This is a genomic window from Mycolicibacterium fluoranthenivorans (genome assembly GCF_011758805.1).
Lineage (GTDB): Bacteria > Actinomycetota > Actinomycetes > Mycobacteriales > Mycobacteriaceae > Mycobacterium > Mycobacterium fluoranthenivorans.
In genome coordinates this window covers 112083-124738 of sequence record NZ_JAANOW010000003.1, presented here as the reverse complement: position 1 = coordinate 124738, position 12656 = coordinate 112083, and the positions used below count along the sequence as shown (strand labels likewise).

The following is a 12656-nucleotide window of genomic DNA, read 5'->3' as shown; positions in this document are numbered from 1 at the left end:
CGGGCCCTTTACAGGTGGTGCTTGTAGGAGTCGTAATCGGCATCCGGCTCGCCGGTGGGCTTGAAGTAGTCGATGTTGTCGATACCCAGACCCCATTCCTCGCGCGGCTTCCACACGGCCTGCACCCGCATGCCCATCCGGACATCCGCCGGGTCGATCTCCACGACCAGGTGCAGGAACGGGATATCGGCGCCGTCGAGCAGCACGTAGGCGGCCACGTAGGGCGGTTTGATCCGCTGCCCCGGGAACGGGATGTTGATGATCGCGAAGGTGGTGACGGTGCCCCGGTCCGGGAGCTCGATGAACTCGTCGAGCTCCAGACCCGTCGCGGGATCGGCTTCCTTCGGCGGGAAGTAGACCTTGCCCGGCTGTCCGTCCCGGCCGTGCCTGGTCCGGGCGCCGAGCAGCTTGCCTTCTTCGAGCGCCTTGAGGAACGTGGTCTCGGGCAGCGAGGCGGTGTGCTGGATCTCGATGAAGCTGGGTGTCACCTGCACGGTGACGGGGTCCCTGGGATCCTGCGCGTCGGGCGCGCCGTTGGGCTCGGAATCCTCGCCGGGCACGAAGTAGGCGATGTCGGTGATCGCGCCGACCGGCTCGTCGATCCAGTGCGCGTGCACCCGGTCGCCGCTCTTCAGGGTGCCCTCGGGGGCATCCACCGCGTGCAACAGGGCAGTGTCCGCGCCGTCGAGCTTGATCAGCGCCCAGGCGAACGGCCGGTCCAGCGGCTGCCCCGCCAACGGGGTCGACTGCCAGGTCCAGGACTGCACCGTGCCCACACTGCTGACGGGCACCACCTCGGTCAGGGCCGCGTAGGTGACCGGGTCATACTCAGCGGGCGGTACGTGTACCCGGCCATCCGACCCGCGAACGCCGACGATGCGTCGTCCGCGCAGGGCGGTGAAGAACTGGGACAGGAGTGGTCCGACTGAACGGGTGTAGTCGAATGCGAGCTTCAACGGCGCCGAGAGAGGCTGCTCATGCTTGTCGATCTGCACCGGGCTGCTTTGGCCTGTGGTCACGGCATCGAGTAGAACAGGTTCTAAGAATGGTTTCAACCATGGGTCGGAAGGTGGGCTAAATGAAACTGGGTTTGCAGCTTGGTTACTGGGGTGCGCAGCCGCCGACCAACCACGCCGAACTCGTCGCGGCGGCCGAGGAGGCGGACTTCGACACCGTCTTCACCGCCGAGGCGTGGGGCTCGGACGCCTACACGCCGCTGGCCTGGTGGGGACGTGAGACGACGAAGCTGCGGCTGGGCACCTCGGTGATCCAGCTGTCCGCGCGCACCCCGACGGCGTGCGCGATGGCCGCGCTGACGCTGGATCACCTCTCCGGTGGCCGGCACATCCTGGGTCTCGGCGTGTCCGGGCCGCAGGTGGTCGAGGGCTGGTACGGCGCGAAATTCCCCAAGCCGCTTGCCCGCACCCGCGAATACATCGACATCCTGCGCCAGGTGTGGGCGCGGCAGGCGCCCGTGCACAGCGACGGCCCGCACTACCCGCTGCCGCTGACCGGTGCGGGCACCACCGGGCTGGGCAAGAACCTCAAGCCGATCACCCACCCGCTGCGCGCCGACATCCCGGTGATGCTGGGCGCCGAAGGACCCAAGAACGTGGCACTGGCCGCCGAGATCGCCGATGGCTGGCTGCCGATCTTCTACTCGCCGCGGATCGCGGGTATGTACAACGAATGGCTCGACGAGGGCTTCGCCCGTCCCGGCGCGCGCCGGACCCGTGAGACGTTCGAGATCTGCGCGACCGCGCAGGTCGTCGTGACCGACGACCGCCCGGCCATCATGGAGCTGATGAAGCCGCATCTGGCGCTTTACATGGGCGGAATGGGCGCCGAGGACACCAACTTCCACGCCGACGTCTACCGCCGGATGGGCTATGCCGAGGTCGTCGACGACGTCACCAAACTGTTCCGCAACGATCGCAAGGACGAGGCGGCCAAGGCCATCCCGGACGAACTCGTCGACGATTCGGCGATCGTGGGCAACCTCGACTACGTCAAGGAGCAGATCAAGGCCTGGGAAGCGTCCGGCGTCACGATGATGGTGGTCGGCGCCCGGTCGGTCGAGCAGATCCGTGATCTCGCGGCACTGGTGTAGACACTTTCTTGCAGTTGTCTAGAACGCGTTCTAGATTTGGCGTGTGACGCAACACACCATCGCCGGCACCGTCCTGACGATGCCGGTGCGGGTACGCACCGCGCAGCAGCACATGGCCATGTTCTCGGTGAATGCCGATGCCGCCCAGCGGATGATCGACTACAGCGGCCTGCAGGTCTGCCGCCACCGGCCCGGCAAGGCCGTCGTCGTGCTGATGCTGATGCACTACCTCGACACCGACCTGGGCCAGTACCACGAGTACGGCACCAACGTGATGGTCAATCCGCCGGGGCAGCAGGCCTCGGGGTGGAAGGCGTTGCGGTCGGCCGGGGCGTTTATTCACCACCTGCCCGTCGATCAGGCCTTCACGCTGGAGGCCGGCCGGACCATCTGGGGTTACCCGAAGGTGATGGCGGACTTCAACATTGTCGACGGGAGGTCGTTCTCCTTCGACGTCAGCATCGACGGCACCCATGCCGTCGGCATGGATTTCAGCCCGGGACTGCCCGTGCCCGCGATGTTCACCTCGCGCACCCAGGTCCACCCCACGTACTCGCATCTGGACGGCGTCACCCGCGAGACCTCCGGCGAGATGCGGATGACGGGTGTGCGCTACCGGCCGGGCGGGGCGCGGGTGCGTCTCGGTGACCATCCCTACGCTCGGGAACTCGCCGAACTCGGCTTCCCCAAAGGGGCGATGTTCTCGGGATCCGTGCGGAACGTGGACATGACCTTCGGTGACGCCAAGGAGATCGCATGACGACCGTCGTCGCCAAACCCGATGTGGACCTGGCCGACGGCCGCTTCTACGCCGACGGACCCGCGGCACGCGAGGCCTACCGCTGGATGCGGGCCCACCAACCGGTGTTCCGGGATCGCAACGGGCTGGCCGCCGCCGCCAGCTATCAGGCGGTGCTCGACGCCGAACGCAACCCGGAACTGTTCTCCAGCGCCGGCGGCATCCGGCCCGACCAGCCGGGTATGCCGTACATGATCGATATGGACGATCCGGCGCATCTGGTGCGGCGCAAGCTCGTCAACGCCGGCTTCACCCGCAAACGGGTGATGGACAAATTGCCGGCCATCGAGCGGCTGTGCGACACCCTGATCGACGGTGTGTGCGAGCGCGGTGCGGCCGACTTCGTCCGCGAGATCGCGGCTCCGCTGCCGATGGCGGTCATCGGGGACATGCTCGGCGTGCTGCCGACCGAACGCGAGATGTTGCTGCAGTGGTCCGATGACCTGGTGTGCGGGTTGTCTTCGCATGTCGACGAATCGGCCGTCCAGAAGTTGATGGAGACCTTCGCCGCATACACGGCGTTCACCATGGACGTCATCGCCAAGCGGCGCGCCGATCCGACCGAGGATCTGTTCTCCGTGCTGGTGCACTCCGAGGTGGAGGGGCAGCGGATGAGCGACGACGAGATCGTCTTCGAGACGCTGCTGATCCTCATCGGAGGTGACGAGACCACCCGGCACACCCTGTCCGGCGGTACCGAGCAACTGCTGCGGCACCGGGACCAGTGGGAGGCACTGGTCGCCGATGAGTCGTTGCTCCCCGGCGCCATCGAGGAGATGCTGCGCTGGACCTCGCCGGTGAAGAACATGTGCCGCACGGTCACAGCGGACACCGCGTTCCACGGCACCGAGCTCAAAGCCGGCGAGAAGATCATGCTCATGTTCGAGTCCGCCAACTTCGACGAATCGGCGTTCGAGAACGCGCACGAGTTCCACATCGACCGAAACCCGAACAGCCACCTGGCCTTCGGCTTCGGCAGCCACTTCTGCCTGGGCAATCAGCTGGCCCGTCTGGAGCTCAAACTGATGACCCAGCGGGTGCTGCGCCGGCTACCGGATCTGCGGCTGGCCGACGGCGCCGAGGTTCCGCTGCGGCCGGCCAACTTCGTCAGCGGCCCCGAGGCCATGCCGGTGGTGTTCACCCCGACCCCGCGGATTCTGGACTAGATACCGGAAAGAACTCGGCGGCAAATCCGGCAGAGCCGGCACTGCGGGCACGTGCGACCGCTGAAGATGGGGTATGACCACATCGAGGGCGGACACCCGCCGCGCCGTCTGGAACACCATCAGGGGATCGTCGGGAAACCTGGTCGAGTGGTACGACGTCTACGTCTACACCGTCTTCGCGACGTACTTCGAGAAGCAGTTCTTCGATCCGGCAGACCAGAATTCGACGATCTACGTCTACGCGATCTTCGCGGTCACATTCCTGACCAGGCCGCTGGGCTCGTGGTTCTTCGGCAGGTTCGCCGACCGGCGGGGCCGGCGCGCCGCGCTGACCATCAGCGTCTCGCTGATGGCCCTGTGCTCACTGGTGATCGCGGTGGTGCCCGGCCGGGAGACCATCGGTGTCGCCGCTCCCATCGTGCTGATCCTGTGCCGGCTGGTACAGGGTTTCGCCACCGGTGGCGAGTACGGCACCTCGGCGACCTACATGTCGGAGGCCGCGACGCGGGAGCGGCGCGGCTTCTTCTCGTCCTTCCAGTACGTCACGCTGGTGGGCGGTCATGTGCTCGCCCAGTTCACCCTGCTGATCATCCTGACCACGTTGAGCACCGAGCAGGTGCACGAATTCGGTTGGCGCATCGGGTTCGCCGTCGGCGGTGCGGCCGCGATCGTGGTGTTCTGGCTGCGGCGCACCATGGATGAATCCCTGTCCGCCGAGCAACTGGCGGCGATCAGGGAGGGCAAGGACACGGGTGCGGGGTCCATCCGGGTACTGCTCACGCGCTACTGGCGGCCGCTGCTGCTGTGCTTCCTGATCACCCTCGGCGGCACCGTGGCGTTCTACGCCTACAGCGTGAATGCTCCGGCCATCGTCAAGGCCACCTACAAGAACGAGGCGATGACGGCCACCTGGATCAACCTGATCGGTCTGATCTTCCTGATGCTGCTGCAGCCGGTCGGCGGCATCATCAGCGACAGGGTGGGACGCAAGCCGCTGCTGCTGTTCTTCGGCTTCGGCGGGGTCGTGTACACCTACGTGCTGTACACCTATCTGCCGCAGACGCATTCACCGCTGCTGTCGTTTCTGCTGGTCGCCGTCGGCTACGTGATCCTCACCGGCTACACGTCGATCAACGCCCTGGTGAAATCCGAACTGTTCCCCGCCCACGTGCGGGCACTCGGCGTGGGAGTCGGATATGCACTGGCGAATTCGGCTTTCGGCGGCACCGCGCCGCTGATCTATCAGGCGCTCAAGGCCCGCGACCAGGTTCCCCTGTTCATCGGCTACGTCACGGTCTGCATCGCGTTGTCGCTGACGGTGTACCTGTTCTTCCTCAAGAACAAGGCCACCACCTACCTCGACCGGGAGCAGGGGGACGCGTTCCTGCCGGCAACCGCGGACCGGGTCAGCGCATCTTGAACTGAGGTGCCCGCTTCTCCTTGAACGCCAGCGGACCTTCCTTGGCGTCCTCGGACAGGAACACCGGGATGCCGTTGGCGGTATCGGGTTTGAAGGCATCCAGTTCGTGCATGCCCTCGGTGTCGCGGATCGTCTTGAGGATGGCCTGCACGGCCAGCGGCCCGTTGTTGTTGATCACCTCGGCGATCTCCAGGGCCTTGTCGAGTGCGGTGCCGTCGGGCACCACGTAACCGATCAGTCCGTAGTCCAGCGCCTGTTGGGCGGTGATGTGCCGTCCGGTCAACAGCATGTCGCACGCGATGGTGTACGGGATCTGGCGTACCAGGCGCACCGCCGAACCGCCCATCGGGTAGAGGCTCCACTTGGCCTCCGAGATCCCGAACTTGGCGCTCTCGCCGGCGACGCGGATATCGGTGCCCTGCAGAATCTCGGTGCCGCCCGCGATGGCTGGTCCTTCGACGGCGGCGATCAGCGGCTTGGTGAGCCGGCGGCCCTTGAGCAGACCGTCGATACGCGAGGGGTCGTAGCTGCCGTCCTTGAACGAGTCACCCGGCGGCTTCTTGGTGGCGCCTTTGAGGTCCATACCCGCGCAGAAGTAACCGCCCGCACCGGTCAGGATGCACGTGCGGATCTCCGGATCGCTGTCGACGCGGTCCCACGCCTCGACCATGATCGAGAGCATCTCGCCAGAAAGTGCATTGCGCGCCTCCGGGCGGTTGAGCGTCACGATCAAGGTGTGTCCGCGCTGCTCAATGAGGGCGTCAGGCCCCTTTTCGCTCTCCGTCACCCGTCCCAGCCTCTCTGCTCGACAACCCCAGACTTGTCACGAAATGTAACACGTTCTAGTTTAGGTTCCGTGGCCCTGAATATCGCCGATCTTGCCGAGCACGCCATCGACGCTGTGCCGGACCGTGTCGCCCTCATCAGTGCGGACGATCAACTCACCTACGCCCAGCTGGAGGAGAAGGCGAACCGCTTCGCCCACTACCTCCAGTCGCAGGGCATCCAGAAGGACGACAAGGTCGGCCTGTACTGCCGCAATCGCATCGAGATCGTCATCGCGATGCTCGGCATCGTCAAGGCCGGCGCGATCCTGGTGAACGTGAACTTCCGCTATGTCGAGGGTGAGCTGAAGTATCTGTTCGACAACTCCGACATGGTCGCGCTGGTACACGAGCGGCGCTACGCCGACCGGGTCGCCAACGTGCTCCCGGAGACACCGAACATCAAGACCGTGCTCGTCGTGGAAGATGGCACAGAAGGTCCAGCTGAGGACTTCCTCAGATATGGCGGTGTCGAGTTCTACTCCGCCATCGCCGAGCACTCCCCGGAGCGCGACTTCGGACCGCGCAGCGCGGACGACATCTACCTGCTCTACACCGGCGGCACCACCGGCTTCCCCAAGGGCGTGATGTGGCGCCACGAGGACATCTACCGAGTGCTGCTGGGCGGCACCGACTTCGCCACCGGTGAGCCCCTGGCCGACGAATACGACCTGTCCAAGCAGGCCGCCACCAGCGGTCCCATGGTGCGTTACCCGATTCCGCCGATGATCCACGGCGCCACCCAGTCCGCCACCTGGATGGCGCTGTTCTCCGGCGGCACCGTACTGCTGGTGCCGGAGTTCGACGCCGACGAGGTGTGGCGCGCCATCCACGAGCACAAGGTGAACCTGCTGTTCTTCACCGGTGACGCGATGGCGCGGCCGCTGCTGGATTCGCTGCTGGCGCACCAGGAGAAAGGCAACGAATTCGACCTGTCGAGTCTGTTCCTGTTGGCCAGCACCGCGGCCCTGTTCTCCACCAGCCTCAAGGAGAAGTTCCTGGAGCTGCTGCCCAACCGCGTCATCACCGACTCGATCGGCTCTTCGGAGACCGGCTTCGGCGGCACCAGCGTGGTGGCCAAGGGACAGTCTCACACCGGTGGACCGCGGGTCACCATCGACAAGAACACCGCGGTGCTCGACGAGGACGGCAACCCGGTGGTCCCCGGATCCGGGGTGCGCGGCATCCTCGCCAAGCGCGGTCACATCCCGGTCGGCTACTTCAAGGACGAGAAGAAGACCGCCGAGACGTTCCGGACCATCAACGGTGTGCGGTACGCGATCCCGGGTGACTACGCCACCGTCGAGGCCGACGGCAGCGTGACCATGCTGGGTCGCGGCTCGGTGTCGATCAACAGTGGTGGCGAGAAGATCTACCCCGAAGAGGTGGAGGCCGCGCTCAAGGGTCATCCGGATGTGTTCGACGCGCTGGTGGTCGGGGTGCCCGACGAGCGCTTCGGCAATCACGTGGCGGCCGTGGTGCAGCCGCGCGAGGGGACCCGGCCGACGCTGGCCTCGCTGGATGAGTTCGTCCGCAGTGAGATCGCGGGATACAAAGTGCCGCGCAGTCTTTGGCTGGTCGACGAGGTGAAGCGGTCCCCGGCGGGTAAGCCCGACTACCGGTGGGCCAAGGACACGACCGAAGAGCGCCCGGCCGACGAGGTGCACGCCAAACACGTAGGAGCGAAATGAGAACCGAACTCTGCGACAAGTTCGGGATCGAATACCCGATCTTCGTATTCACCCCGTCGGAGAAGGTGGCCGCGGCGGTCAGCAAGGCCGGCGGCCTGGGCGTGCTGGGCTGCGTGCGGTTCAACGACGCCGACGATCTCGAAGAAGTCCTGCAGTGGATGGACGCCAATACCGATGGCAAGCCGTACGGCGTGGACATCGTGATGCCGGCCAAGATCCCCACCGAGGGCACTGCCGTCGACATCAACAAGCTGATCCCGCAGAGCCACCGCGACTTCGTCGCGAAAACCCTTGCCGATCTGGGTGTTCCGCCGCTGCCCGAGGACGAGGAGAAGAACGAGGGTGTGCTGGGCTGGCTGCATTCGGTGGCGCGTAGCCATGTCGACGTGGCGCTCAAGCATCCGATCAAGCTGATCGCCAATGCGCTGGGCTCGCCACCCGTCGACGTCATCGAGCAGGCGCACGCGGCCGGCGTGCCGGTGGCCGCACTGGCCGGCAGCGCCAAGCACGCGTTGCGTCATGTCGAGAACGGTGTCGACATCGTCGTCGCGCAGGGGCACGAGGCCGGCGGGCATACCGGTGAGATCGGTTCGGTCGTGCTCTGGCCGGAAATCGTGGACGCACTCGACGGCAAGGCGCCGGTCCTGGCCGCCGGCGGTATCGGCACCGGCCGCCAGGTGGCGGCCGCGCTGGCGCTCGGCGCCCAGGGCGTGTGGATGGGCTCGGCCTTCCTGACTGCGGCCGAATACGACTTGGGTCACCGGTTGCCCGGCGGCACATCGACCATCCAGGACGCGCTGCTGCGCGCGACCACCGCTGACACGGTGCGCCGCAAGATCTACACGGGCAAGCCGGCCCGGTTGCTGAAGACCAAGTGGACCGATGCCTGGGATGCGCCGGACGCTCCGGAGCCGCTGCCGATGCCGCTGCAGAACATCCTGGTCAGCGAGGCACACCAGCGGATGAACGAGTCGGACAATCCGGACACGGTGTCCATGCCGGTGGGTCAGATCGTGGGCCGGATGAACGAGATCCGCCCCGTCGCCGACATCATCGCCGAGTTGGTGGCGGGATTCGAGCAGGCCACGAAGCGACTCGACGATATCGCAGGGTCCTGACCGCCGAGATCGACGCAATGGCCTGATCTACCCGCACTTCCGCGCCCAAACGTGCGTTTGGGCGCGGAAGGGGTCACCGGCCGGGCAGCTTCTGCACCGCCTGGATCATCGGGGTGAGTGCCCTCTGCCACCACGTCGACGGAATGCCCAGCGGCGGATCGAGATTGATCACCCGGGCGGTGGACACCGTTTGGGACTCGGTGTATTTGAGAATGCCGTCGGCGCCGTGCCTGCGCCCCACCCCGGAGGCCTTCATCCCGCCCATCGGCGCAGCGGTGCTGCCGAAGGCCAGGGCATAGCCCTCGTCGACGTTCACGGTGCCGGCCTGCAGCCGGGCCGCGATCGCCTCACCCTCGGCCTTGCTGCCCGCCCACACACTGGCATTCAGCCCGTATTCGGTGTCGTTGGCCTTGGCGATCGCCTCATCGACCGAGTCGACGGGGTAGATGGACACCAAGGGCCCGAAGGTCTCGTTGCGGCCGCACTCCATCTCGTCGTTGACATCGGTGAGCACGGTCGGCTCGAAGAACAGCGGGCCGATGTCGGGGCGGGCGTTGCCACCGGCGATCACCTTGGCGCCCTTGGCCAACGCGTCATCGACGTGTCCGGACACCGTCTTGATCTGGTCCTCCGAGATCAGGCTGCCCATATCTGCGCTGAAATCGTAGGCGGTGGAGAGCTTCATCGCCTTGACCTGCTTGGCGAACTTGGCGGCGAACTCGTCGGCGACGGATCGTTCGACATAGATCCGTTCGATCGAGATGCACAGCTGCCCGGCGTTGGAGAAACACGCCCGGGTGGCGGCCTTGGCGGCGACGTCGAGGTTGGCGCCCTTGGTCACGATCATCGGGTTCTTGCCGCCGAGCTCGGCGGAGAAGCCGATGAGCCGGCTGCCACACTGTTCGGCCAGCGTCCGGCCGGTGGAGGTGGAACCGGTGAACATCAGGTAGTCGCAGTGGGCCACGATCGCGGTGCCGACCACCGACCCGGGCCCGGGCACCACGGCGAACAGGTCGCGCGGTAGCCCGGCCTGGTACAGCAGTTCGGCGTTGGCCAGCGTGCAGTAGGGAGTCTGGCTGTCGGGTTTGACCACCACGGCGTTGCCCGCCAGCAACGCGGGGATCGAGTCGGAGATGGACAGTGCCATCGGGTAGTTCCACGGCGAGATGACGCCGATGACGCCCTTGGGGTGGTGGTTGACCACAGTTTTGACGAGGCCGGGCAACAGGCCCTGCACCCGCTTGGTGCCCAGCAGCTTGACCGCCTCCCGCGCGTAGTAACGCGCGTTGAGGATCATGTCGACGATCTCTTCCTGAGCGGCCGAGCGGGCCTTTCCGGTTTCGGCCTGCGCGACATCCATCAGGAAATCGCGGTTGGCGATCACCAGGTCGCGGAACCGTTCGATGACCGCGGACCGCTCAGCAACCGGGCGCTGGGCCCATTTGGCCTGCGCGGCACGGGCTTTGACGAACGCGGCGGCGACGTCGTCGGCATTGCCGACCGGGATGGTGGTGAGTTCCCTGCCGGTGAACACCTCGTCGATCGGCTTGGACGGGCGCGCGTCAACATCGTCGATGGCGACCAGCGTGCGCAGACGAGCGAAGTCCGCGGCGGATGGAGCGGGCATGGTCGACTCTCCCTTACTGGTGAGTAACTGAACGGCTAGGGCAAACCTACCCGGTACCTGCGGTATCGACCAGGGTGCCCGTCCGATTTGTTCACGATGCCGCCGCGGGGCATTCTGACCTGCGGCGATGAACATGACAACGCCTCCACGGGCGTACCCGTGGAGGCGTTCTCGTCGTTCAGGTCAGGGCGTGATGGTGGTTCCCGAGTCGATGGCGTCGGTCGCCGCGCCCACGATGTCCACCTGGTCCTCCAGACCGTCGGCATTGAGCTGCAGCACATAGAGGCCGTCGCTGCCGGGGATGACGACCGTCTTCTGCGCGACGATCTTCTTCTGGCCGTCCTGGACCCAGGTGCCGCCCAGCTGGAAGGCAGGGTATTCGCCGAGGGTGCTGGCCGCGCCCTCGTTGAGTGGCTCGTAACCGGCGAGGTTCTGCAGTTCGCCCGGAGCCAGATCGAGGATCTTCTGGGGATCGACGTTGCCCGTCAGCTTCGACACGATCGCGACGACGCTCGGGGTGTACTCGGCCGCCTCGGGGCCGGTGTAGACGATCGCTCCGTAGGCCCAGTCCGGGGTGTCGGTGCCGGCGGATTTCCAACCTTCGGGCAGCGGCAGGTCGATGGTCGGCGAGCCGGGATCGCCCCGGTGCACGGGGGTCTCCTGGATGTTGTTCGCCTTGATATAGCCGGCGATGGTCTCGTTCGGCCCGGTCGCGTCCTCGTCGCGCGGCGCCACCTTCGGCTTCTTGGTCGGGGTCTCGGACTTACTGGTCGACGTCTTCTCCGACGACGACGCGGTGGTCTTCTCGCTACTGCTCGTGGCGGTCTTGGTGTCGGAGCCGCAGCCGGAAAGGACCACGGCCAGGGCGGTGGCCGCGGCCGCCAAACCGGTGAGCGCAGATGCTCTCATGACATAACTCCTCGGAGGTCGAAGTCTTCCGGTGCAATTACGGCAAAGGTCGCCGCCATGCATTTCCGATCGGAAGCGTAGCTCAGCGCGGAGTTCGCCGTGCTGAGTAGAACTACTCGAATTCGAGGTGGAGAAAGTCCTCCCGCGGCCAGCAAATCCTCATACGATCATTGCCCGCAGTCAGCCCGGACCCAGCGTGTACGAACCGGTTTCAGGGTGCCGATACCAGCCACCGGCGGCGTGGGTGCCGCCGTCGACATGAATGGTCTGCCCCGTCACGTAGCTCGACAGTTCAGACGCCAGAAATACCGCGGCTCCAGCCATTTCGTCGACACTGCCGGGGCGCCCCAAAGGGACCATCCGTTCGGCATTTTCCAGGCGTTCCGGCGAAGCCATTCTGGCCAATCCTTCGGTCATGGTGAAATCAGGGGCCAGGGCATTGATCCGTATCCCGTGTTCGGCCAATTCCAGTGCCGCGGTCTGGGTGTACTTGATGACCCCTGCCTTCGCCGCGGCGTACGCGGCGTAGCCCGGAGCTGCGCGCACCCCCTCGATGGAGGTGATGGTGATGATGCTGCCGCCTTGGCCTGCGGCAGCCATCGCCCGGGCGACGCGTTGCGTGCACAACAACACATGGCGCAAATTGGCCCGGTACAGCGCGTCCCAGCCGTTCTCGGAGGTCTCCAGCAGCGGCGACGGGAAGGTACCCCCTGCGTTGTTCACCAGGATTCGGACGGGGCCGAGTTCATCGATCGTGCGGCGCAACGCCGCGTCGACGGCATCGCTGTCCCGCACGTCGACGACCAGACCCAGCGCCCCGATATCGGCAGCGGTGTCCGCGCACGTCTGCGGGTTGCGTTCCCAGATCGCCACCTTGGCGCCGAAGGCGCTCAGTCCCGCCGCGATGCCGCGGCCGATGCCCTCACCGGCGCCGGTGACCACTGCGACCCGATCGTGCAGCGACACGGTGGACGGGTCGATGGCCATGGCTG

11 protein-coding genes are annotated in these 12656 nt (G+C 66.0%); 6 read left to right on the top strand and 5 right to left on the bottom strand.

The window, feature by feature from the left end:
- Nucleotides 1–8 precede the first annotated feature (8 nt).
- Nucleotides 9–1019 carry a Zn-ribbon domain-containing OB-fold protein gene (locus FHU31_RS23915; protein WP_167163237.1) on the bottom strand — a complete coding sequence of 337 codons (1011 nt, stop codon included), beginning with the start codon at nt 1017–1019 and terminating at the stop codon, nt 9–11.
- Between the two features lie 59 nt (nt 1020–1078).
- Here FHU31_RS23915 and FHU31_RS23910 point away from each other — a divergent pair, with 59 nt between their 5' ends.
- The 4 genes from FHU31_RS23910 to FHU31_RS23895 all read left to right on the top strand — a co-directional run bounded on the left by FHU31_RS23910 (nt 1079) and on the right by FHU31_RS23895 (nt 5495).
- The gene (locus FHU31_RS23910) at nt 1079–2110 is read left to right on the top strand and encodes an LLM class F420-dependent oxidoreductase (RefSeq protein ID WP_167163236.1); all 1032 of its coding nucleotides are present in this window, start codon (nt 1079–1081) and stop codon (nt 2108–2110) included.
- 43 nt (nt 2111–2153) lie between these two features.
- Nucleotides 2154–2870, top strand: a complete 717-nt coding sequence (locus tag FHU31_RS23905) for an acetoacetate decarboxylase family protein (RefSeq protein WP_167163235.1) — start codon at nt 2154–2156, stop codon at nt 2868–2870.
- Nucleotides 2867–4075 (top strand): cytochrome P450, encoded by a 1209-nt coding sequence (locus FHU31_RS23900; RefSeq protein WP_167163234.1) that lies wholly within the window; start codon nt 2867–2869, stop codon nt 4073–4075. The genes FHU31_RS23905 and FHU31_RS23900 overlap by 4 nt, the downstream gene beginning before the upstream one ends.
- A gap of 73 nt (nt 4076–4148) precedes the next feature.
- Nucleotides 4149–5495, top strand: a complete 1347-nt coding sequence (locus FHU31_RS23895; RefSeq protein WP_167163233.1) for an MFS transporter — start codon at nt 4149–4151, stop codon at nt 5493–5495.
- Here the strand turns inward: FHU31_RS23895 and FHU31_RS23890 are convergent.
- On the bottom strand, nt 5482–6282 hold the full coding sequence (locus FHU31_RS23890) for a crotonase/enoyl-CoA hydratase family protein (RefSeq protein ID WP_090354341.1): 801 nt from the start codon (nt 6280–6282) through the stop codon (nt 5482–5484). The genes FHU31_RS23895 and FHU31_RS23890 overlap by 14 nt on opposite strands.
- Before the next feature lie 69 nt (nt 6283–6351).
- Here FHU31_RS23890 and FHU31_RS23885 point away from each other — a divergent pair, with 69 nt between their 5' ends.
- Both FHU31_RS23885 and FHU31_RS23880 read left to right on the top strand, forming a co-directional pair.
- Complete coding sequence (locus tag FHU31_RS23885; RefSeq protein ID WP_167163232.1) at nt 6352–8010, top strand: medium/long-chain-fatty-acid--CoA/3-oxocholest-4-en-26-oate--CoA ligase; 1659 nt, start codon at nt 6352–6354, stop codon at nt 8008–8010.
- Nucleotides 8007–9128, top strand: coding sequence for an NAD(P)H-dependent flavin oxidoreductase (locus FHU31_RS23880; protein WP_167163231.1), 1122 nt, complete (start codon nt 8007–8009; stop codon nt 9126–9128). The genes FHU31_RS23885 and FHU31_RS23880 overlap by 4 nt, the downstream gene beginning before the upstream one ends.
- Before the next feature lie 73 nt (nt 9129–9201).
- Here the strand turns inward: FHU31_RS23880 and FHU31_RS23875 are convergent, their stop codons facing one another.
- The 3 genes from FHU31_RS23875 to FHU31_RS23865 form a co-directional block, all read right to left on the bottom strand.
- Complete coding sequence (locus FHU31_RS23875) at nt 9202–10755, bottom strand: succinic semialdehyde dehydrogenase (RefSeq protein ID WP_167163230.1); 1554 nt, start codon at nt 10753–10755, stop codon at nt 9202–9204.
- 183 nt (nt 10756–10938) lie between these two features.
- Nucleotides 10939–11664, bottom strand: coding sequence for an envelope biogenesis lipoprotein LpqN (gene lpqN / locus FHU31_RS23870; RefSeq protein ID WP_167163229.1), 726 nt, complete (start codon nt 11662–11664; stop codon nt 10939–10941).
- 180 nt (nt 11665–11844) lie between these two features.
- Nucleotides 11845–12651, bottom strand: a complete 807-nt coding sequence (locus FHU31_RS23865) for an SDR family NAD(P)-dependent oxidoreductase (protein ID WP_167163228.1) — start codon at nt 12649–12651, stop codon at nt 11845–11847.
- Nucleotides 12652–12656 lie beyond the last annotated feature (5 nt).

Coding starts and splice junctions, on each gene's coding strand:
- FHU31_RS23910 (WP_167163236.1), top strand. CDS start 1,079: ATGAAACTGGGTTTGCAGCTTGGTTACTGGGGTGCGCAGCCGCCGACC.
- FHU31_RS23900 (WP_167163234.1), top strand. CDS start 2,867: ATGACGACCGTCGTCGCCAAACCCGATGTGGACCTGGCCGACGGCCGC.
- FHU31_RS23895 (WP_167163233.1), top strand. CDS start 4,149: ATGACCACATCGAGGGCGGACACCCGCCGCGCCGTCTGGAACACCATC.
- FHU31_RS23880 (WP_167163231.1), top strand. CDS start 8,007: ATGAGAACCGAACTCTGCGACAAGTTCGGGATCGAATACCCGATCTTC.
- FHU31_RS23875 (WP_167163230.1), bottom strand. CDS start 10,755: ATGCCCGCTCCATCCGCCGCGGACTTCGCTCGTCTGCGCACGCTGGTC.
- lpqN (WP_167163229.1), bottom strand. CDS start 11,664: ATGAGAGCATCTGCGCTCACCGGTTTGGCGGCCGCGGCCACCGCCCTG.
- FHU31_RS23865 (WP_167163228.1), bottom strand. CDS start 12,651: ATGGCCATCGACCCGTCCACCGTGTCGCTGCACGATCGGGTCGCAGTG.